This is a genomic window from Autumnicola aciditolerans (genome assembly GCF_041679265.1).
Lineage (GTDB): Bacteria > Bacteroidota > Bacteroidia > Flavobacteriales > Flavobacteriaceae > Autumnicola.
Map to the genome: position 1 here is coordinate 19927 of NZ_JBGFSM010000013.1, position 20234 is coordinate 40160.

22 protein-coding genes are annotated in these 20234 nt (G+C 40.4%); 6 read left to right on the top strand and 16 right to left on the bottom strand.

Annotation, left to right across the window (positions count from 1 at the left end; all coding sequences use genetic code 11):
- Nucleotides 1–77 precede the first annotated feature (77 nt).
- Complete coding sequence (locus AB8M93_RS13855) at nt 78–746, top strand: peptidoglycan-binding protein LysM (RefSeq protein ID WP_373058685.1); 669 nt, start codon at nt 78–80, stop codon at nt 744–746.
- Here AB8M93_RS13855 and AB8M93_RS13860 read toward each other — a convergent pair.
- The 3 genes from AB8M93_RS13860 to dnaA all read right to left on the bottom strand — a co-directional run bounded on the left by AB8M93_RS13860 (nt 743) and on the right by dnaA (nt 3463).
- Nucleotides 743–1474, bottom strand: a complete 732-nt coding sequence (locus AB8M93_RS13860) for an SAM-dependent methyltransferase (protein WP_373058687.1) — start codon at nt 1472–1474, stop codon at nt 743–745. The two genes, AB8M93_RS13855 and AB8M93_RS13860, sit on opposite strands and share 4 nt — an antisense overlap.
- A gap of 4 nt (nt 1475–1478) precedes the next feature.
- Nucleotides 1479–1940 carry a low molecular weight protein-tyrosine-phosphatase gene (locus AB8M93_RS13865; protein ID WP_373058689.1) on the bottom strand — a complete coding sequence of 154 codons (462 nt, stop codon included), beginning with the start codon at nt 1938–1940 and terminating at the stop codon, nt 1479–1481.
- Nucleotides 1941–2035: 95 nt separating this feature from the next.
- On the bottom strand, nt 2036–3463 hold the full coding sequence (gene dnaA / locus AB8M93_RS13870) for a chromosomal replication initiator protein DnaA (protein ID WP_373058691.1): 1428 nt from the start codon (nt 3461–3463) through the stop codon (nt 2036–2038).
- Nucleotides 3464–3670: 207 nt separating this feature from the next.
- On the opposite strand from dnaA, the gene AB8M93_RS13875 reads away from it, so the two are divergent.
- Complete coding sequence (locus AB8M93_RS13875; protein ID WP_373058693.1) at nt 3671–4069, top strand: acyl-CoA thioesterase; 399 nt, start codon at nt 3671–3673, stop codon at nt 4067–4069.
- Here the strand turns inward: AB8M93_RS13875 and AB8M93_RS13880 are convergent.
- From AB8M93_RS13880 to ribD, 4 genes are read right to left on the bottom strand one after another with little or no spacing between them, the layout of a single operon-like run.
- Nucleotides 4066–4674, bottom strand: a complete 609-nt coding sequence (locus AB8M93_RS13880) for an IMPACT family protein (protein ID WP_373058695.1) — start codon at nt 4672–4674, stop codon at nt 4066–4068. The two genes, AB8M93_RS13875 and AB8M93_RS13880, sit on opposite strands and share 4 nt — an antisense overlap.
- A 51-nt stretch (nt 4675–4725) precedes the next feature.
- Entirely contained in the window at nt 4726–5592 is an 867-nt protein-coding gene (locus tag AB8M93_RS13885) for an EamA/RhaT family transporter (protein WP_373058697.1), read from the bottom strand.
- On the bottom strand, nt 5589–6197 hold the full coding sequence (locus AB8M93_RS13890; protein ID WP_373058699.1) for an HAD family hydrolase: 609 nt from the start codon (nt 6195–6197) through the stop codon (nt 5589–5591). The genes AB8M93_RS13885 and AB8M93_RS13890 overlap by 4 nt, the downstream gene beginning before the upstream one ends.
- Nucleotides 6190–7245, bottom strand: coding sequence for a bifunctional diaminohydroxyphosphoribosylaminopyrimidine deaminase/5-amino-6-(5-phosphoribosylamino)uracil reductase RibD (gene ribD, locus AB8M93_RS13895; protein ID WP_373058701.1), 1056 nt, complete (start codon nt 7243–7245; stop codon nt 6190–6192). Before ribD ends, AB8M93_RS13890 begins: the two co-directional genes overlap by 8 nt.
- 28 nt (nt 7246–7273) lie before the next feature.
- Here ribD and AB8M93_RS13900 point away from each other — a divergent pair, with 28 nt between their 5' ends.
- Together AB8M93_RS13900 and kdsB are read left to right on the top strand one after the other, a co-directional pair.
- Entirely contained in the window at nt 7274–7759 is a 486-nt protein-coding gene (locus tag AB8M93_RS13900) for a GNAT family N-acetyltransferase (protein WP_373058703.1), read from the top strand.
- A 146-nt stretch (nt 7760–7905) separates the two neighbouring features.
- A complete protein-coding gene (gene kdsB, locus AB8M93_RS13905; RefSeq protein WP_373058900.1) occupies nt 7906–8625 on the top strand; it encodes a 3-deoxy-manno-octulosonate cytidylyltransferase in 720 nt (239 codons plus the stop codon).
- On the opposite strand, the gene AB8M93_RS13910 is transcribed toward kdsB, so the two are convergent.
- The 3 genes from AB8M93_RS13910 to AB8M93_RS13920 are packed head-to-tail and all read right to left on the bottom strand — an operon-like array spanning nt 8622 to nt 11163.
- Nucleotides 8622–9929, bottom strand: a complete 1308-nt coding sequence (locus tag AB8M93_RS13910) for a cryptochrome/photolyase family protein (RefSeq protein ID WP_373058705.1) — start codon at nt 9927–9929, stop codon at nt 8622–8624. The genes kdsB and AB8M93_RS13910 overlap by 4 nt on opposite strands.
- Complete coding sequence (locus AB8M93_RS13915) at nt 9930–10628, bottom strand: SDR family NAD(P)-dependent oxidoreductase (RefSeq protein WP_373058707.1); 699 nt, start codon at nt 10626–10628, stop codon at nt 9930–9932.
- Nucleotides 10629–10683: 55 nt separating this feature from the next.
- Nucleotides 10684–11163: an SRPBCC family protein gene (locus tag AB8M93_RS13920; protein ID WP_373058709.1), complete on the bottom strand. Its 480-nt coding sequence runs from the start codon at nt 11161–11163 to the stop codon at nt 10684–10686.
- Between the two features lie 165 nt (nt 11164–11328).
- Between AB8M93_RS13920 and AB8M93_RS13925 the strand changes: the two genes are divergently transcribed.
- Both AB8M93_RS13925 and AB8M93_RS13930 read left to right on the top strand, forming a co-directional pair.
- Nucleotides 11329–12174, top strand: a complete 846-nt coding sequence (locus AB8M93_RS13925) for a DUF2911 domain-containing protein (protein WP_373058711.1) — start codon at nt 11329–11331, stop codon at nt 12172–12174.
- Between the two features lie 217 nt (nt 12175–12391).
- A complete protein-coding gene (locus tag AB8M93_RS13930; RefSeq protein ID WP_373058713.1) occupies nt 12392–12691 on the top strand; it encodes a hypothetical protein in 300 nt (99 codons plus the stop codon).
- 94 nt (nt 12692–12785) lie between these two features.
- On the opposite strand, the gene AB8M93_RS13935 is transcribed toward AB8M93_RS13930, so the two are convergent.
- The 6 genes from AB8M93_RS13935 to AB8M93_RS13960 all read right to left on the bottom strand — a co-directional run bounded on the left by AB8M93_RS13935 (nt 12786) and on the right by AB8M93_RS13960 (nt 20234).
- Nucleotides 12786–13760, bottom strand: coding sequence for a Gfo/Idh/MocA family protein (locus AB8M93_RS13935; protein ID WP_373058715.1), 975 nt, complete (start codon nt 13758–13760; stop codon nt 12786–12788).
- Nucleotides 13757–15454: a sodium:solute symporter family protein gene (locus tag AB8M93_RS13940; protein WP_373058717.1), complete on the bottom strand. Its 1698-nt coding sequence runs from the start codon at nt 15452–15454 to the stop codon at nt 13757–13759. Before AB8M93_RS13940 ends, AB8M93_RS13935 begins: the two co-directional genes overlap by 4 nt.
- A gap of 108 nt (nt 15455–15562) precedes the next feature.
- The gene (locus AB8M93_RS13945; RefSeq protein ID WP_373058719.1) at nt 15563–18052 is read right to left on the bottom strand and encodes a PIG-L family deacetylase; all 2490 of its coding nucleotides are present in this window, start codon (nt 18050–18052) and stop codon (nt 15563–15565) included.
- Between the two features lie 78 nt (nt 18053–18130).
- The gene (locus AB8M93_RS13950) at nt 18131–18670 is read right to left on the bottom strand and encodes a mechanosensitive ion channel domain-containing protein (RefSeq protein ID WP_373058721.1); all 540 of its coding nucleotides are present in this window, start codon (nt 18668–18670) and stop codon (nt 18131–18133) included.
- 59 nt (nt 18671–18729) lie between these two features.
- Entirely contained in the window at nt 18730–19317 is a 588-nt protein-coding gene (locus tag AB8M93_RS13955; RefSeq protein ID WP_373058723.1) for a Maf family nucleotide pyrophosphatase, read from the bottom strand.
- Nucleotides 19318–19322: 5 nt separating this feature from the next.
- Nucleotides 19323–20234: a geranylgeranylglycerol-phosphate geranylgeranyltransferase gene (locus AB8M93_RS13960; protein WP_373058725.1), complete on the bottom strand. Its 912-nt coding sequence runs from the start codon at nt 20232–20234 to the stop codon at nt 19323–19325.

Here is a 20234-nt window from a genome sequence, read left to right on the forward strand (position 1 = left end):
CTTTGCGCCGCAAAATTGAAGAGGGGATTTTAACCCAATGTGGAAGAAAACCGTTAACTCTTCAGAAACAAAATGTGATGCAAAAAAGAAAGAAAATTGCAAAATTCTCAATTTTACCGGCAATGGCCGGAACGATGTTTTTCAGTTTTTCTACAAAAAATGCTGCAAAGATTGACTTGGAAAGTTTTTCCACAGCAAACCTTGAACTTGATTATACGGTAGAACCACTGTTAGAAGAAGACATTATTAAAGAGGTTCACGTAAGCAACCTTCCAAAACTGGGAAAATCTTATCTTGGTTTTAAAGAGGCTGTGGGGTTTAAAGAATCCCGGGGAAACTATAAAACGGTAAACGAATATGGTTATATGGGAAAATATCAGTTTGGTAAAGGAACACTTGCCCTTATTGGTATTCACAATTTCCAGGAATTCCTGAATTCACCTGCCTTACAGGAAGCTGCGTTTTACGCAAATGCCTCCCGCAACAAATGGATCCTGAAGCGCGATATTAAGCGTTTTGAAGGCAAGACCATAAACGGAGTGGAGGTAACGGAATCTGGTATTTTGGCAGCTGCGCATCTTGCGGGACCGGGTAGCGTAAAAAAATATTTGAGAAGCTGGGGCGCACAGGCTTTTAGCGATGCCTTTGGAACCAGTATTAAACACTATATGCAAAAATTTGGCGGATATGATACTTCGTTCATTCAGCCGGAGAAAAGGGCAAAGGCTGTATTGCCAAATGCTTAAAAATCTTTCTGAAGTATAAAAATTGTGGGCCTCTTATGGAGGTCCACTTTTGTTTGAGACCATTCCTGAATAGTACGGGTAAGGATATACTCCGTTTCCAGGGTAAGGTCGCAGGCAATGCAAAGTCTGGTGCCGGGATGCAGGCTTTGCTGCATATCTTCCAGCAACTTGTTGTTTCGGTAAGGGGTTTCTATAAAAATCTGCGCCTGTTTTTTTTCTGCGGAAATTCTTTCCAGGGCTTTTAATTCATGTTTTCGCTCCTTTTTATCTATGGGCAAGTAGCCGTGAAAACAGAACCCCTGGCCATTCATCCCGCTTCCCATAAGTGCAAGTAAAATTGAAGAAGGCCCCACCAGCGGCACCACCTGTATATTTTCCTGGTGGGCCAGTTTCACAATTTCGGCGCCGGGATCGGCTACACCCGGGCAGCCGGCTTCGCTCATTAATCCAATATTTTTGCCTTCTTTACAGGAATTAAGAAAGGTAGGAAGATCGGCGGCTTCAGTAAATTTATTCAGCAAATGAATTTTTAGGCTTTGCTGTGGTTTTTCCGGAACCAGTTTTTTTATTGCGCGCCGTGCCGTTTTTTCATTTTCAACAATGTATTCATCTGTTTCTTCAATAATCTTTATGAGGTGTGCCGGAAGCACCTCAAGGGGATTGGAGTTTCCCAGGGTGGTGGGAATCATATAAAGTTTTCCTGAATAGTTAAATGAAGATCCCGCCATAGTTTTATTTAAGGTCCAGGCGTTGCGCTATTTTTTCACATGCCTCTTCCAGCATTTGATAAACATTTTCAAAGCCCTGTTCCCCGCCATGATAAGGATCGGGAACATCTACATTTTCACCGGGAAAAATTTCATTCAGGATTAAATGGACTTTTTGTTGGTCGTCTTTATTTTCAGTAAGGGAAAGGATATCACGATAATTGTAATTATCCATTACAAAAATATGATCGAATTCTTCAAAATCTGACACATCAAATTTCCTGCATTTTTGTTCTGAAATGTCAAGGCCATATCTTTTGGCCACGGCAATAGAACGATCATCCGGGGCACAGCCAACATGATAGCCACCTGTTCCTGAAGAATCGATATAAACCTTTGCAGGATCTGTTTTGGATTTCAGAATTCCTTCGGCAAGAGGAGACCGGCAAATATTTCCAAGGCAAACCATTAAAATTTTGGTCTTCATTTAAAGGTATTTTAGCTCTTTAAAAATTTTGTTTAAGAGAATTACATATTGTTTTCAAGATCAAAAAGATTTCTTACCTATCCTTTATACACAAGCTAAATGGTGAGCTTCTTGTTTAGATCTTCTACAAATTTTTTGAACTGCTTGTCTGTAGCAGCGAGATTATCTACCGTTTTACAGGCATGTAAAACTGTGGCGTGATCCCTGCTTCCAATTTGTGAGCCAATGCTGGCAAGAGAAGCTTTGGTAAATTTTTTGGCAAAAAACATGGCCAGCTGCCTCGCCTGCACAATATGGCGTTTCCTGGTTTTAGATTGCAGAGTATCTACATCCATCTGGAAATAATCGCTCACCACCTTTTGTATGTAATCAATAGAAACTTCGCGCTTGGTATTCTTAACATAATTGTCAACAATCTTTTTGGCGAGTTCCAGGGTAATGTCTTTTTTGTTGAAGGAGGAGTGGGCAATTAAGGAAATTATCGCTCCTTCCAGTTCCCTTATATTTGTTTTGATATTGTTGGCCAAAAACTCCACGATATCCTCCGGCATCTCCACGCCGTCCCTGTAAAGTTTATTTTTGATAATGGAAACCCTGGTTTCAAAATCGGGGTGTTGCAATTCTGCGGAAAGCCCCCACTTAAACCGGGAAAGTAGCCGTTGCTCGATATCCTGCATGTCCACAGGAGCCTTATCACTTGTAAGAATTACCTGTTTTCCGTTTTGGTGCAGGTGATTAAAAATATGAAAAAACACATCCTGGGTCCCTGCTTTGCCAGAAAGTAACTGGATATCATCTACAATCAGCACATCTATGATCTGGTAAAAATGGATAAAATCGTTCCGGTTATTTTTCTTAACGGATTCAATATACTGTTGTGTAAATTTTTCTGCGGAAATATATAAAACGGTTTTCTCGGGATATTTATCTTTTATTTCTACTCCTATGGCATGAGCCAGATGGGTTTTTCCTAAACCAACCCCTCCAAATATGAGTAATGGATTAAATGATGTTCCGCCGGGCTTGTTGGCCACGGCCATTCCTGCAGAACGTGCAAGCCTGTTGGAATCCCCTTCAAGAAAATTATCAAAACTATAGCTTGGGTTAAGCTGGGACTCAATTTTTACATTGCGGATCCCCGGAATAATAAAAGGATTTTTAAGCTCCGGATTTTTATTTTTAATAGGAACATCTACTTCCTGCGAAGTAACATTGCTGCGCTGGCTGCTGGGAATTTTTTCGGTAAACGGTAGCTTATTGCCATAGGTATTTTCCATTTTAATCACGTATACCAGTTTTGCTTTTTCTCCCAGTTCGCGCGTTAGAGAAACTTTTAGCAGCTTCACATAATGCTCTTCCAGCCATTCATAGAAAAATTTGGAAGGTACCTGAATGCTCAGTGCACAATCGGTAAGTTTTACTGCCTGAATAGGTTCAAACCAGGTTTTATAGGCCTGGGGGGTAATGTTATCCTTAATAAAAGCTAGACAGCTATTCCAAACTGATTGCGCAGTTTCCGACATGCTTATTTCGACTTATTAATAGGTTAGTAGAAAGTTCAAATTTGTGTAGGGAAAGGAAATGCTTTCCGTACTAAGGCGGAACAAATATGTGAACAAATTATCTGAAAAAAAAACGGAATTGATGTTGAATTTTAAGAAAATTTTACGCATACTTAAATCCGACTTTGAAAGTACAAAACCTCATTCAATTATACTATTTATTAGCGTATGAAAAGCCATACAAGCCATGTTAAAGTTCGATATGCCGAGACAGATCAAATGGGGGTTGTGCATCACGGAAATTATGCGCAATACCTTGAAATAGCCCGTATTGACTGGCTTGATACTTTAGGAATCTCCTATAAAAAAATGGAGGCTAACGGAATTATGCTGCCCGTATATGAGCTTAATTGCAAATTTTTAAGGTCTGCAACTTTTGATGAGCATTTAAAAATTGAAACCAGGTTAAAGGAAAAACCTGGCGTGAGAATTAGCTTTGAATATTCTATTTTTAATGAGCAGGGAGAATTGTTAACCACGGCGTATACGGTACTGGTTTTTATGGATTCAAAAAGTAAAAAGCCGGTACGATGTCCTGCTCTTATTCTTGAGAAACTGGGCTTTTAAATTTCCAGTTCCTGTATCTCAACTTTATAAATAGAATTGAATTTTTCAAAAATTTCTTCTGCATAATTTTTCCTTACAGAAAGAAAAATCTTACAATCTATTTCGAGTTTCTGATCAATCACATTTAAATTATTTTCTTTAATTACCCGCATCACATTATTCATTTCAGGATAACCAAATTTCACCACAAAAACCCTGTCTATACTCCTGGTAATTATTTCAGAAGCTTCAAGGGCCATTTGTGCCGTGGTTTTATATGCATTTATTAGTCCGCCAACTCCAAGTTTTACTCCGCCAAAATAGCGCACCACCACAATAAGGATGTTGGTTACCTCAAAAGACTGTATCTGCCCGTAAATAGGCATTCCGGCAGAATTTGAAGGTTCGCCGTCATCATTTGCCCTGTATTGAAAATCCTCCTTGCCCAGCTGCCAGGCATAACACCAATGCCGCGCCTTGTGGTGCCTGTTGCGTAATTCTTCAAGGTGGAGATTAATCTCCTCTTCGGTTTTTACCGGGAAGGCATAGCCGTAAAATTTCGAATTCTTATCTTTAAACAGCACTTCTTCAGAAGCTGATGTTATGCTTTTATAAGTGTCTTTCATTGGGTTAAGATTAATGCTGAAAGCGTTAAAAATTGCTGCTTTTTCTTCAGCTTAACTTTGCGCTACAAGGATAATGCTGATAATGGCCAGAAATATCCCAATCCAGTTTTTCCGCAGAAGCCGCTCGTGAAAAAATGTGATTCCCAACAGGGTAGAAATGGTGACAATCCCTACGTGGTTCATGGTAAATATCGCCGAATTCTCAAACCCGGGGCTGCGCAAAGCCATCACCAGAAAATATATAGAAAAGTAATTGGGAATGCCTAATGCAATACCGCCAAGAATATTCTTCCACTTTATTTTTAATTTTCCTCCAATGGCCTGGAAAAGCAGTATTAGGCTTCCAATGCTTCCTGCAATGGCAAAAATGGTTGAAGAAAAAAGGCCTACATCTGCTTCAGCAACGTAGGAATTTTCGAGAAAATTAATAGTGGTATCTATAATCCCGCTGCCCAGAAAAACGAGTAAAGGGAAAATGAGGTTCTTCTTTTGAATTTGAATGCCTTCCTTTGTTTTTATGGAGGTAAGGTAAACCGCAGCCAGGGCCATTAGAATGCCCAGAAGTTTTAAAACGCCGGTGCTTTCGTTATACAGGAAAATACCCGCGAATACAGGAATGGCGACAGACATTTTGGTGGCTACAGATACCACAGAGAGTCCACTTTTTTGGGTGGTGAGGGCAGCCAGGTAAAAAACGCTTATAAATAACGCCCCCAGAATAAGAGTCCCGGGAAACCATCCTTCTGAAGGAATCCTGGAAATATTAAAATTATCGATGTAACCAAAAAAACCTACCGTGCAGGCGATATAATAATTCACGATAATGGCCTGCAGCGTATTCACTCCAAATTTGTGGTAAAGTTTGAAGACCACAAAAATAACACTGGAAGAAAGAATGCTCAGCAGGAGGTATATCAAAATAAATCCTTTTTTGCGGTAAAAAGATCAATTACATCTTCCCGGGTGGGCTCGATATTCCAGGTATGTATTCCCAAAGCTTCGGCGGCATCGGTATTTTCTCTGGTGTCATCTACAAAAAGGCATTCTTCCGGCCTGAGCTGGTGTTTTTCAAGCACAAATTTGTAAATCTCGGCATCTGGTTTTCTAAAATTGATCTCGTGGGACAAATAGAAGGCATCAAAACATTGCTTAAATTCTTCAAAAAACGGCACATTTTCTTTTACCCAATTAATATGAATTTCGTTGGTATTGCTTAACAGGATTAGTTTATAATTTTTTTCTGCGGAAAGCTTTTTAAGGAATTCGAAACGGTAACGTGGTAAATCCACTAAAATGGCGTTCCAAGAATTCAGCACCTGTTCTTGTTCCAAATGCTTATATTCTGAACAATACGCATCAACAAATTCTTCTGAAGAAATAAGCCCTTTTTCATACTGAAAGTTTTTCTCCAGGAGTGTCTCTGTTAATTCCGAAACCTGGCAATTTTTAAACTCCCTTGGCGTAGCGGCTTTGTCCAGGTTTATAAAAACATCTCCAAAATCAAAAATTATGGTTTTAATCATTAATGTATATTTTCAGGTTATCGCCTGTTTTGCAAGTTTCTTCTTTTAAATTTCCGGTAAGTTGCGGCGCAGGAATTCCAGACTTGAATACTGTTTTTCCGGTAAAAATTCGGGCTTCATCCCAAAGCCCGTCATCAATAAATGTTTGAAGCGTTTTCGCCCCGCCTTCTATTATTACCGACTGCAGGTCGTGTTTATAAAGCACTTTGCAAATTGCTGCAGCCAGGTTTTCTTCAAAGTTCACAGGCTCAAAAATCAGGTTTTCTGTAGGATTTTCTTTGGCAGCTTCAGCATTAAGAGAGTCCGTCAAAATAACCGTTTTGATGCTGCCGTCCAGCACTGCCGATTTCTGCGGAATGCGCAAATTCCTGTCAAGTATAATCCTTGTGGGATTTGTGCCGGACCAAAGCCTGGTGTTCAGCTTTGGGTTATCGGCAACAACAGTGTTAGTACCTGCCAAAATGGCCTGTTCTTCTGCACGCCATTTATGAACAAGCTGTTTGCTCCTGGAGTTGGAGATCCAAACTGGTTCCCGCTCATTTTTAGCAGATGGCGCAATAAACCCGTCTGCTGTTTGCGCCCATTTCAGTATAATATAAGGCCGCTGCTTTTGGTGAAATGTGAAAAAGCGCTTGTTAAGTTCCCGGCATTCCTGTTCTTCAATACCAACAGCGACTTCACAACCGGCATCCATCAGCTTTTTTATGCCTCTCCCGGCAACTTCAGCAAAGGGATCTACAGTGCCTATCACCACTTTTTTAATACCTTTTGCAATAATCAGGTCGCTGCATGGAGGTGTTTTTCCGTAATGGCTGCAAGGCTCCAGGCTTACGTATATTGTTGATTCCTGTAATAGGGATTGATCTTTAACAGAATTTATGGCATTTACCTCGGCATGTGGCAACCCTGCTTTCTGGTGCCATCCCTCACCAATAATTTTATTATTATGAACAACCACGCTGCCTACCATTGGATTTGGATAAGTATTTCCAAAGCCGTTTCGGGCAAGGCCAATGCATCTTTTTATATATTTTTCGTGTATCTTCACTTCCCAAAAATAAGATTAATTAACAAGAATGAGTAGTTACAAAATCCGCAAAATCCAACCAAAAGATAATCAGCAGATTGCTGAGGTGGTAAGAAGTGTTTTAGTAGAAATGGGTGTTCCAAAGGTAGGTACAGCATACGAAGATAAAGCCCTGGACGATATGTATGCCACTTATGACTTCCCTCGGATGGAATATTTTGTGGTGGAAAATGAAGAAAAAATAATCGGTTGCGCCGGAATAGCTCCTTTAAATGGCTTTGAGGAAGAAGTGTGCGAATTGCAAAAAATGTATTTCCTGCCAGAGGCACGTGGCAAAGGTCTGGGAACACAAATGATGGATACCTGCCTGAAATTTGCCAAAGCTGAAGGTTTTGAAAAATGTTATATCGAAACTTTACCATATATGCAGGATGCCCAAAAGTTGTATAGAAAGACTGGTTTTGAATCCCTCGAAAAACCTCTAGGGGATACAGGGCACTATAATTGTACGGTCTGGATGATAAAAGAACTATAACATCTTCTGGATATATCTCTATAGATCTGGAAGCATTCTAAACTAAATTAACTTAACCTAAACATGGCAGCCTTTTAAAATTGGCTAATTTTGGACGACTATAAAAAATAAATATTTTGGAACACACCTCACTCAAAGTAATTGCAATGATTCCCGCACGATATGAAGCCAGTCGCTTTCCGGGAAAATTACTACAGGACCTAAACGGTAAAACAGTAATTAGAAGAACTTATGAAGCCGCCAGGGAAACCGATCTATTTGATGAAGTTTATGTAGTGACCGATAGTGACAAAATTGAAGATGAGGTAGCTGGCTTTGGAGGGAAAACCATAAGGAGCAAAAAAGAGCACGATTGTGGCAGCGACCGTTTAGCTGAGGCCGTAGAAAATCTTAACGTAGATGTGGTGGTAAATGTCCAGGGTGACGAACCTTTTATAGACAGGGACAGCCTGGCAAAGTTACTACTGGTGTTTAGGGAGGATGAAGATAAACTTGTTGATCTCGCGTCACTTATGGTGGCACTTCACGAGAGCGATGAAATTACAAATCCCAATAACGTAAAGGTAATAACCGATAAGGATAATTTTGCCATGTATTTTTCAAGGTTTCCAATTCCTTATCCGCGGGACAATGATGCGCCTATGACGTATTTTAAGCATATAGGTATTTATGCTTTTAGAAAACAGGCTTTACTCGATTTTCATAATTTGCCAATGTTGCCCCTGGAAGCCACCGAAAGAATTGAGGCTATCCGGTTTTTGGAATATGGAAAAAAAATAAAAATGGTGGAAACCAACATGCACACTATAGGAATCGACACGCCTGAAGATCTTGAAAAAGCAAGAAAACTAATGGAAGAATCTTAGTCACTCACGGCTTCTTTATACACTTGTAGTGCTCGTTCGCGGGCTTCTTTATGATCTACCATTGGTTCAGGGTAATCTTTCGTTCCGTATTCTTTCACCCATTTTTTTATGTATTCTTTATCCTTGTCAAATTTGTCAATTTGAGTGGTGGGATTAAAAATCCTGAAATAAGGAACGGCATCCACCCCGCTTCCGGCCACCCATTGCCAGTTGCCCACGTTGGAAGACATTTCGTAATCCAGAAGCTTTTCAGCAAAATAGGCTTCTCCCCAGCGCCAGTCTATAAGCAGGTGCTTGCATAAAAAACTGCCCACCAGCATCCTCACCCTGTTGTGCATAAAGCCAATCTCATTAAGCTGCCGCATCCCGGCATCTACAAGTGGAAACCCGGTTTTTCCTTCTTTCCAAAGTTGAAATTCTTTTTTATTGTTGCGCCAGTTAATGCGGTCGTACTTTTCTTTAAAAGCATCGGTAACAGTTTGCGGATTGTAATCTAAAACCTGCATAAAAAATTCTCTCCAGATCAATTCTTCCAGGAAGGTCTTATTTTTTTCAGCATTGGCTTTCTTTACCATTTTCCGAACGCTCACCGTGCCAAACCTAAGGTGTGGCCCTAACCTGGAAGTGCCGTCTTTGCCAGGGAAATTTCTTGTTTTCTCATAGTCGCTTATAAGCGTTGGAGTTACATCATACTGGGGAACTTTAAGGGAAGACGCTTTAAAACCAATGTCGCTCAGGCTTAAATTTGGTAAACTGGAATTTTGAATAAGGTTGTCCATATCCTGGCTTGTATAATGGATCTTCAGGTCCATGTTCCTGAATTTCTGCTTCCAGCTTTTCATGTACGGTGTGTAAACCACATAAGGGCCACCGTCCTGTTTGGTTATTTCGTCCCTTTCAAAAATCACCTGGTCTTTAAAAGTTTGAAATTTGATGTTCCTTTTATCTAATATTTGGCCTATTTCTTCATCCCTTTCTTTTGCATAAGGTTCATAATCGTGGTTAGTGAAGACTTTTTCAACTTTATAATCTTTAATTAGATTCCTGAAAACCGTTGAAGGTTTGCCGTGAAACATGGCTATGGAACTGTCATGTTTATCCTGCAGCTCCTTCCTCATATTCTGTAAGGTTTCGTAGATAAAAGTGACGCGGGCATCATCTTTAGCAAGGCTTTCCAGAATTTCAGTATCAAAAATAAAAACAGGGAGCACAGGGTTTCCGCTCTTAAGAGCTTCAAGAAAACCAACATTATCATCAAGCCGTAAGTCTCTTCGGAACCAGAAAATAGTTACTTTTTCACTCATTCAGGAAAGGTTTAAAGTTGAAAGTCCGCCGTCAATTCCCATTACCTGCCCGGTAATCCAGCTGCTGTCATCGCTTAATAAAAATTGAGCCAGATTTGCGATATCTGAAGCTTCTCCAATGCGTTTAAGGGGATGGCGGTCCTTCATTTTTTCTTTCTTTTTGTCGTTGTTCAGCAGTTTTTCTGCTAGAGGAGTGTTAGTAAGCGAAGGAGCAATAACATTCACTCTAATTCCAGGAGCATACTCTGCAGCCAGGGATTTGGCAAAACCTTCAATTGCGCCTTTTGCGGCAGCCACGCTGGTATGGAAAGGCATGCCCACTTTAACGGCAACGGTACTAAAAAATATGATGCTTGCATTTTCAGCATTTCTTAATTTAGGCATGGCGGCCTGTACTACTTTTATAAGCCCGAAAAAATTCAAATCCATTTCCTGCTTAAAATCGTCAAGCCGTAGCATCTTAAAAGGTTTAAGGTTAATACTACCGGGACAATAAACCAGCCCATCCAGTTTTTCCGGCAAATCCAGTTTTGCTAACTCATCCTTCTGAACATCAAACTCCAGGTGTTTTACATCCAATTCCCCCAGTTTTCCAGGGTTTCGTGAGGCAATGGTTACATTATGTGTTGCACTCAGTTTTTCGGCAATTTTAAAACCGATGCCCGAAGACCCCCCAATTAACAATATTTCCTTTTTCATAAGATACTAATTTATTTTTTTAATCTGGATGCTGTATTTTTTCCTTGGTACTGGTTTAAGAAACATGAGCCGGCTCAAACTCCCCAAAAAGCTCCACGAGTTTCTTCTTCCGGTAATCAAAAATTTCTTTTAGTTTAGGCTTTACAAGAAAAGGATGTGCCAGGGTGCCCAAAAAACCCATGGGCAACTTATAATCTACAATATCTTCCATTTCCACACCCCCTTCAATTTCCCTGATAAAATGTTTATGATGCCAGAGAGCATAAGGTCCAAAGCGTTGTTCATCTACAAAATATTCCCGGTCCTTTACATGTGTTATTTCGGTTACCCATTTGGTTTTAATGCCCGCCACAGGAGTAACGATGTATTGAATAATCTGACCTTCAAACATAGGCCTGTCTGCCCCGGAAAGAATATCAAAGCTCATATAATCTGGAGTAATAATTTTTAAATTCTTTGGATCAGAAAGAAAATTCCAGGCTTTGTCTATAGAAATGGGAAGCTTTTGGAAACTTTGTAAGGTGTAAATTTTCATCAGGATAAAATTGCGTGACAAAATTAAAATCAATTTTGTTTAAAATGAAACCATTTTAGTTAAACAATACATAATTCCTGAAATATCACTTCGGAAGCAAATATTTTATAATGCTCTAAGGTTCTTCTTCTTATATTTGATTTTACTAACACAAATAATCAAATTATGAAAAAACTACACTTCATTCTAATGTTATGCGCCATCAGCATGGGAGCATCAGCACAAATTGAGACTCCGCAGCCAAGTCCTTCGGCTAAAATAGAGCAGAAGGTAGGCCTTACCGATGTGAGCATAAAATATTCCCGACCAAATATGCGAGGCCGTGAAATTTTTGGAAACCTGGTGCCATATAATGAAAAATGGCGCACCGGTGCCAATGAGAATACCACCATTTCTTTTAGCGATGAGGTGATGATTAATGGTGAAAAATTGCCAAAAGGAGAATATTCCATTTATACCGTTCCCAAAAAAGGGGAGTGGGAAGTAATATTCTATAAAACTACAGACAACTGGGGTATGCCTCAGGAATGGGATGAAAATAATGTTGCTCTTAAAGCCACTGCGCAGGTGCAACAATTGCCTTTTGACATGGAAACTTTTACCATTATGATTGATGAACTGCATAACGAAGGGGCCGTGCTGAATTTTATCTGGGCAAATACCGTGGCAAGCCTTCCTTTTGTAGTACCCACAGATGAAAAGGCGATGGCAAGTATAGACAAGATTATGAGTGCACAACCAGGTCCTAATGATTATTTTGCAGCCGCAAGTTATTATCACGATCAGAAAAAGGATATGGAACAGGCTTACTCCTGGATACAAAAGGCTGCGGAAGCTAATGGAGATGCCTTCTGGATTTTAAGAAGAAAGTCACTTATTGAAGCTGAAATGGGGAAAAAAGAAGATGCCATAGCCACCGCTAAAAAATCCCTGGCAGCCGCCGAAAAAGCCGGGAATAAAGATTACGTGAAAATGAATAAAGATTCCCTGCAGGAATGGGGAGCAATGTAAGTTTTGCTGCACCCTTTTCATAAATTACAGGAAAAGCCTTTTTCTTCGGAAGAAGGCGAAGGCTTTCTTTTTGGGTTCTTCCGCTTAATTAACAATGTCATATTTCAATTTAGAAAAAACCTATTCAATTATTCCTGCAGCTAATTGTCCTGCTGCTCATTACAGGTTGTTCAAATGATGATGACAATACAGAAGTGTGTGAGGCAACAATATTAGCATGACGATTAATGGTGAAAACCAGGAATTTGAAGTGCTAGGAAAAGGAATAGATTTAAGGGAAAATGGCTATAGATTGCAGTTAAATTTAGACCGGAGAAATAATGATCCTTACCGGGAACAGGGAGTTTCTATTGTTCTACCTTATCAAAAAACCGGGAAAAATATTATAGAGCGCTTTAATTACCATCAATATATAAATGCAGTAGCATTCAACGGGGATTTTATAAATGGCGAACTGGAAAGTACCGTCCTTACCAATACAAGAACCTGTTTTTCAGCTACTTTTTCAGGAAGCTAAGCAACGGCGATCAGGAAGTAATTATAAGCCAGGGAGTGATTAATATTGAGTATGAGGAGCCTTTTGAACCTACAATTACTTTCAATTAATCAATTTAATACACCAAATCTATTTTTCTTCTTACTTCATCCAGCAGGCCAATTAACTGAAGGCTTTTATCAAAGGTCATCTGGTCACTTTCGGTTCTTCCTTTCCAGAGCATTTCCTGTACATGAGCTGCTTCAAAATTGTAACCATTGGTGCTTACCCCAAAATCTTTTGTCTTTTCTCCTTCTTCAGTAGAAATTGTAATGTTGGTAGGCTCATGGAAACGGCTGTTCATGGTTACCACAGCTTTCTCAAAGAGGAAAGTAGCAGTAGTGGGTGTTACCCTCCCTACTGTGCTGTGCAGTTCAGCTTCAACGCCATTGTTGTAAGTGAGAATCATTTCACATTCCTCGTCAACTCCTGTAGGAGCCAGTTTTGCCTTAGCCGAAATTTCTTCCGGAACCCCAAGGGCACTTAAGGCAGTAAAAACAGGATAAATTCCTATATCCAGTAAGCTGCCCCCACCAAGGGACTTGTTGTAAAGCCGGTGGCTTTCATTAAAAGGGGAATGGAAACCGAAGTCCGCTTTTAAATGCTTCAGCTTGCCATATTTTCCAGTTTCTATTAATTTCATTACAAACTGAAAATGAGGCAAAAACTGCGTCCACATGGCTTCCATAAGAAAAACATTTTTCTCCCGGGCCAGGGCAATCATTTCTCGAACCTGTTCGGTATCCATGGCGAAGGGTTTTTCACATAAAACCGCTTTTTTATGATTGAGGCACAACAAAGTGTTGTCATAATGAAATACATGCGGAGTGGCAATATAAACAACCTCCACATTTTCGTCTTTCACCAGTTCTTCATAACTGCCGTAAGCTTTATCTGCTTCATATTCCCTGGCAAAATTTTCTGCTCTTTCCATGGAACGGCTGGCCACCGCATAGAGATTAGCGCCGGGTACTTCTTTTAAACCGGTGGCAAATTTCTTAGCGATTCTTCCAGGGCCAATAATCGCCCAGTTTACTGTTTGCTTTTTCATGTGGTAACTTTTCGGTTTTTGGTAAATTGTTCAATAAGTAAAGCCAGTAGCATTACCATTGCGCAACCTAATAGATTAAGCCATAAATACGGAACAATATCCATTATAAATATTCCAATTATAATTATTTGGGTTATAAAAGCCGCGATAAAAGTAGCATTGCTATGCACCCGCTTAACAAAAAATGCCAACAGGAAAATCCCAAGCACATTTCCGTAGAAAATGGAACCTATAATATTGACAAGCTGAATGAGGTTATCAAAAAGATCTGCTACGGTGGCAAAACCAATGGCGATTATTCCCCATAGCAGGGTAAACCATTTAGTGGCTTTTACAAAATGTTCTTCAGTTTTATCAGTTTTTCTGCTGCGTTTGTAAAGGTCTATAGTGGTGGTAGAGGCGAGGGCATTTAATTCTGAAGCGGTGGAAGACATTGCCGCGCATAAAATTACCGCCAGCAGCAGGCCTACAACCCCGCGGGGCAGGTTATTCAGGATAAAATGAATAAAAACATAATCCTTATCATTGCTTTCTGCATCTTTATCTGCCGCGTCTATAAATACCTTTGCTTTCTCCCTTAGATTGCTTTCTTCGGAATTAAATTTATTCAGCTTTTCATGAAATTGGGCTTTTTGAGCTTCGGAAATTTCCATACCGGCTTCAGCATAATTTTGAGTGAGGGTATGCTTCTGCTGTTCCAGTTGTTTGTGTTCCATCATAAGATCCTGGTACTGCTCTGAATACTCCGAATTCAATACCGTTTCTGTGGCCGCCGGGTTAAAATTCAGCGGGGTAGCATTAAACTGGTAAAACACAAAGACCATTACCCCCACCAGCAGAATAAAAAATTGCAGCGGCACTTTAAACAGGCCGTTAAAAATCATTCCTAACTGACTTTCCCGTACAGATTTCCCTGTTAAATAACGCTGTACCTGGCTTTGATCTGTTCCAAAATAGGAAAGGGCAAGAAAAGTCCCCCCGAGGAACCCACTCCAGATGGTGTACCGGTTTTCAAAATCAAAAGAAAAATCCAGGATGTCCATTTTCCCGCTGTTCCCGGCAATTTCCATGGCAGATTGAAATCCTATATTTTCAGGTAAATAGTGCAGGATAATAAAAAAGGTAGAGATCATTCCCGTTAAGATCACGGCCATCTGCTGTTTATGGGTTACGCTTACCGCCTTTGTGCCTCCGGTAACCGTGTAGATAATAACCAGAGCCCCTATCAAGAGGCACAGCCCGGTGAGGTTCCATTCCAGGACGGCAGATAGAATAATGGCAGGTGCAAAAATAGTAAGCCCCGCAGCGAGCCCCCGTTGGATTAAAAAAAGGATGGCGGTTAGGGTTCTTGTTTTGCGGTCAAACCTGGACTCCAGATATTCATAAGCCGTATAAACATTAAGCCGGTGGTATATGGGAATAAATACCATACAGATAATAACCATGGCTATGGGCAATCCAAAATAAAATTGAACAAAGCCCATCCCGTCATGAAAAGCCTGTCCCGGGGTAGATAAAAAGGTAATTGCACTTGCCTGTGTGGCCATTACCGATAGCCCGATGGTCCACCACCTGGAATCGCCCCCGCCTTTTATATAGTCCTGAACATTTTTACTGCCGCGTGATTTATAGATGCCATACCACACTATAAAAGTGATGGTAAGAATAAGTACGCCCCAGTCTGTTAATTCCATATCAGGCGAAAAATTTCATAAGTATGTAAAACAGGACAATGTAAACCAAATTGGCAAGGAGCATTAAAGTGTAGCTTTTTTTCCAGGTGTACTTTTCAGGCTTTTCCATTATTTCCCAATAGAAATCATATTAGCAAAAAGTTTATAAGCTCCGGGAACGCCGGCTGGAAATTGCCGGAAGAAACTAATTGCCGTATAGATATAATAGCCTTTGCCATAAGGGGCCACAAGAAGGCTGCCGTCCAGGGGCACTTCATCTTTGTCATTCATGGAGAGTACAGCAGTAAAATTATCGCTCCAGCTCTCTGGAAAGTAAAGTCCGCGCTCCTGCACCCAGTTTTCAAAATCGGCTTTGGTAATTTTATTGGGAGAGTTGAGCAGTGGATTTTCCGGCGCCAGGAACCGCACCTCTGCAAATTCATCGGTAACCCTGTCCCGCGATAATTGTAAATCGTAAGGAGCTATGTTGTCGGTAACTATCCCACGGTTCGTATTGTACTGCACGATTAAAGTACCTCCGTTTTCCACATAATCCAACAAAATATTTTGCTTGTAAGCCAATTCATCCTGAACGTTATAGGCTCTGATTCCCATCACCACGGCATCAAAATTCTTCAGTAAAGCAGCGGAAATTTGTTCCGGTGCAATTTTGGAAACCTGGTAGCCAATTTGTTCCAGGCTTTCCGGCACCACATCTCCCGCACCTTCAATATAACCAATGTTTTGCCCTTTGGTTTTAATGTTGAGTTTCGCTACTTTTAGTTTTGAAGGCAAAACAAGTGTTTGGTAAGGAATATGTTCATAATCTATATGCACTACATTTTTGGAATAGGTTTTTCCGTTAATTACAGCTTCGGGAACAATGGCTGTTTCACTTTCTTCTGCAGGCGGAGTAATGCTGAAATTAATCACTGCCGAGCCACCTTTCTGCGGAATATTAAAGTTTGCAGAAGCAGGCTCAATCTTCCAGTTTTCTGCGGAAGCTAAAGAAAGCTGCCCGGAAATACTGTCTTTCCCTGAAGAAAGTTTTACTGAAACCGGCCGTGCTTCGGCATTGTCAAAAATCATCACCTGCTCATCAAAAGCTACCGATACCGGCGGGACAATTTCAAAAGACCTATAAGATTCGCCATATACATTATCATTATATTTATAAACCACTTCTTTAGAAAAGGGAATTTTCACCCCGTTAAAATTTATGCTGAAAGTAGCTTTTGTATAATGAGGAGTTTCCGGAAGGCCAATTAATTGCTGGTCACTAACTTTGTACATTCCCACGCTTCCTTCTTCATTTAACCAGTACGGCGAAGTAATCTTGCTATCTTCAGGAATATTGAGGTTTAAACTAGCATTCCAGCCCTCGTTATTCCTAAGCACCACATTGGGCTGAAGCGAAGAATTATTGGGAGACAATTCTACGTTTTCCAGAAGCATATTATAGTTACTGCGGTTTATGGCTTCAAAATTTACCTGTACCTTTTCTGAAGCGGTGGCCTCAGGAACCTGTGCAACGGCTTCCAGGTACAATCCTGCCGCGGCAGCGATGATTTCTTTTATTTGTGCCGACTTTATATCCCGCCAATGCTCATTTTTAAGTTGCTGAATAAGCTTGTACGCATTTACCAGCTGCGGAAGACTGGCTGCCGGGTTAGTGAAATTGTAATCTTTCTGAACAGTATTTAGAATTTCGCCAATTTCAGCCCCACCTTCTACACGGTTCCAGGAGGTATCAATTCCCGCGAAAATGTCATGTTTTGCAGTAGGCATATCGCCTTTAAGAAGTTCCAGGTATTCCATCTGGGAACCGCGGCTTCCTGTGCTGCCAAATCCCTGGGAACGATGCTGGCTCCTGCTAAGAGAGGCAATTTCAGGATTGGAAAGGCCTTTAAGCGGAAAGTAAACTCCCGTATCAAACTTTAAAAATTTCTCCTTGCTGGCTTCTTCAAAGGCTTCCTGGCTTCCGTAGAACCAGGGAGAAGTGTTGAAGAATAAGCGTTCAGGCTGAAAAGTATTTGTGAATTTTAGTTGTCCAGGAAACGCTGTTTTATCGTTTGCCAGGTCAAACGCTTTTACGCTCAACATGGCTGAGGAAGTGTGGTGGCCATGAGTGGTGCCGGGCGTACGATGGTCAAACCGGTTAATGATCACATCTGGCTGGAATTTGCGGATATTCCAAACTACATCACTCAGCACTTCCTCTTCGTCCCATATTTGTAAAGTTTCTTCAGGATTTTTAGAATACCCAAAGTCATTTGCACGGGTAAAAAACTGCTGTCCGCCATCTATCCTGCGGGCAGCCAGTAATTCCTGCGTTCTTATCACTCCCAGTTCTTCCCGTAGTTGCGGACCTATAAGGTTTTGGCCGCCGTCTCCCCGGGTAAGGGAAAGATAGGCGGTTCTCGCGTTTACTTCATTCGAAAAATAGGAAATCAACCGGGTATTTTCATCATCGGGGTGTGCTCCAATATATAATACAGAACCCAGAAAATTTAGCTTCTCTATTTCATGATAAATTTCTGAAGCCGTTAATTTTTTTGGACCCTGGGCCTGTACTACGTTAAAAATTAAAAGAAGTAGGAGGGTTAGAAATTTATGCATTTCCCGTATGATTTTATAGGTAAAATCAAATATAAAAACTTTGCAGTCTCTTCTAGGATAATTGTTAAGCTTTAACTTTTAAAGAGCATCCTTACCCTCATCCAGCCTGGCATTTTTTTCTATAAGGGAAACCGCTTTTTGCAACATTAAATTGTTTGGGTAAGTAATTAATTCGCCTTCCATGGTCCTTAAATGAAGGTGAAAAGCCTTAATGTCTTCTATAATAGCCTCAATAGGCAGGTCTTTATCATGAATTTTAATTTTATCGCCAATCTTATAGGGGAAAGAAAAAAACATGATGATGCCTGAAGTGATATTACTTAAGATGGACCAAATAGCGAAAAGGGCAACACCAATAATAGCAAATACCGAAGAAAAAATAACGGCAAATTGTCTCCAGCCTATGCCCCATGCTATTGAAAGCAGTAAAATGGCAATGATAAACATCAGGATATTGATGTATTTAAACATAAGCCTGGTGCGGGTAATATGAATTTCAGCCCTTTGGCCAACTCTCTTAGCGGTGGTTTTAAGGATAAACTGGAAAATAAGCACCAATAGGAATATAGCTATACTGTAAATAACTTCAATACGAATGCTGTTTAAAATACCGGTCATGTTAAAGTTTCAGATTTTCGGCAAATATAGAAACTATAGCAAAGCGGCAAATGCCAAATTCACGATTTCACAAACTCCATAAGCTTTTCATATACCAGGTGTGTGGGAAGGCCCACCACATTTGCATAGCTGCCTTCAATCCCTGTAACACCAATAAGCCCGATCCATTCCTGTATAGCATACCCCCCGGCTTTGTCAAAAGGTTTATAGTTTTTTACGTAAAATTCAATTTCTTTTGAAGTGAGTTTTTTAAACCTGACTTTTGTAATGCTATTGAAGGTTTCCTGCTTTTGCGTGGTGGTAAAACATACAGAGGTGACTACTTTATGAGCTTTACCCGAGAGGGAGGTAATCATTTTAACCGCTTCTTCTGCATCGGCCGGTTTCCCCATTGGAAGACCGTCATTAGATACTATAGTGTCACTGGTAATAAGGATCTGGTTTGGTTTTAAATCTTCAAAGGCTTTGGCTTTAAGCTGCGCGAGGAAGTTGGTTATTTCTTCCTCTTTTAAATGATCCGGAAAAACTTCTTCTACCGGCCGCACATCTACCGTATAAGGAATCTCCATTTCTTTAAAAAATCGTTGTCTTCGCGGCGAACCTGAAGCCAGGATAACTTCTTTGTTCTTTAGAAAAATTTTCAGCATAATATCTAGAGTATATATTTATAAAGCCCTACCGATATCAATCCGAAGAAAAGGATCATTTTAAGAATAAAGCTTAAACGGGTATATCTTTTCTTTTTTTCAGCATCCCAAATTTTGATCATTACAAATAAGAGCGGGGCAAAAATTAATACAAGGGCATAAATGGTAGCGATGGTGTTTTGGAATAAATAGGTGTAGGTATAATAGAAAATCGCCACCAGCGGAACTAAAGCCACGGTAAAAATCACTTTATTTGTTCGGGAAGTTCCTAAAAGTATTGGCAGCGTTTGCATTCCGGCATTGTAATCTCCCTTTATATCTTCCTGGTCTTTTACCATTTCCCTTAACAAGTTGATTAAAAAGGCAAAGATGGCATAATCTGTAAGGATAGAAAAAAGCAATAGCTGCAGTGGCTGGTTTTGGTTGTTTATAGCAGGCAAGACATCATAAAGCCCAACTATTATCACCACACCGGCAATGGTGCAGCTAACGATTATATTTCCAATAAGGGCCATGCGTTTCAGGTAAGTTGCATAAAAATAAAGAATGGCAGAAGCAAAAATCCAAAGCCCGGAAAATGCAGGCCAGCCTACTATATTAGAGAGGTAGAAGCCAATTCCTACACCAACAACATTAAGGATCATGAAAAGGGTATAGCCTGTTTTTTCTGAAACCCCCGCGCCTATAATTGTTTTTTCCCCGCGGTTAATAAGATCAGTCTCCACATCGTGCACATCGTTAATAATATAGCCGCCGGCGGCCAGGCAAACTGTGGCCAGCGCAAGTAGAAAGCAGCCAAAAAAATTGAGCGTAATAGCAGCCCCAAAGGCTTCAAAAAGCCCGTACTTAATTAGAAACTGGGTAGCCGCAATAAAAAGCAGGTTCTTGTACCGTATTAATCTTAAGTACTTGTGCAT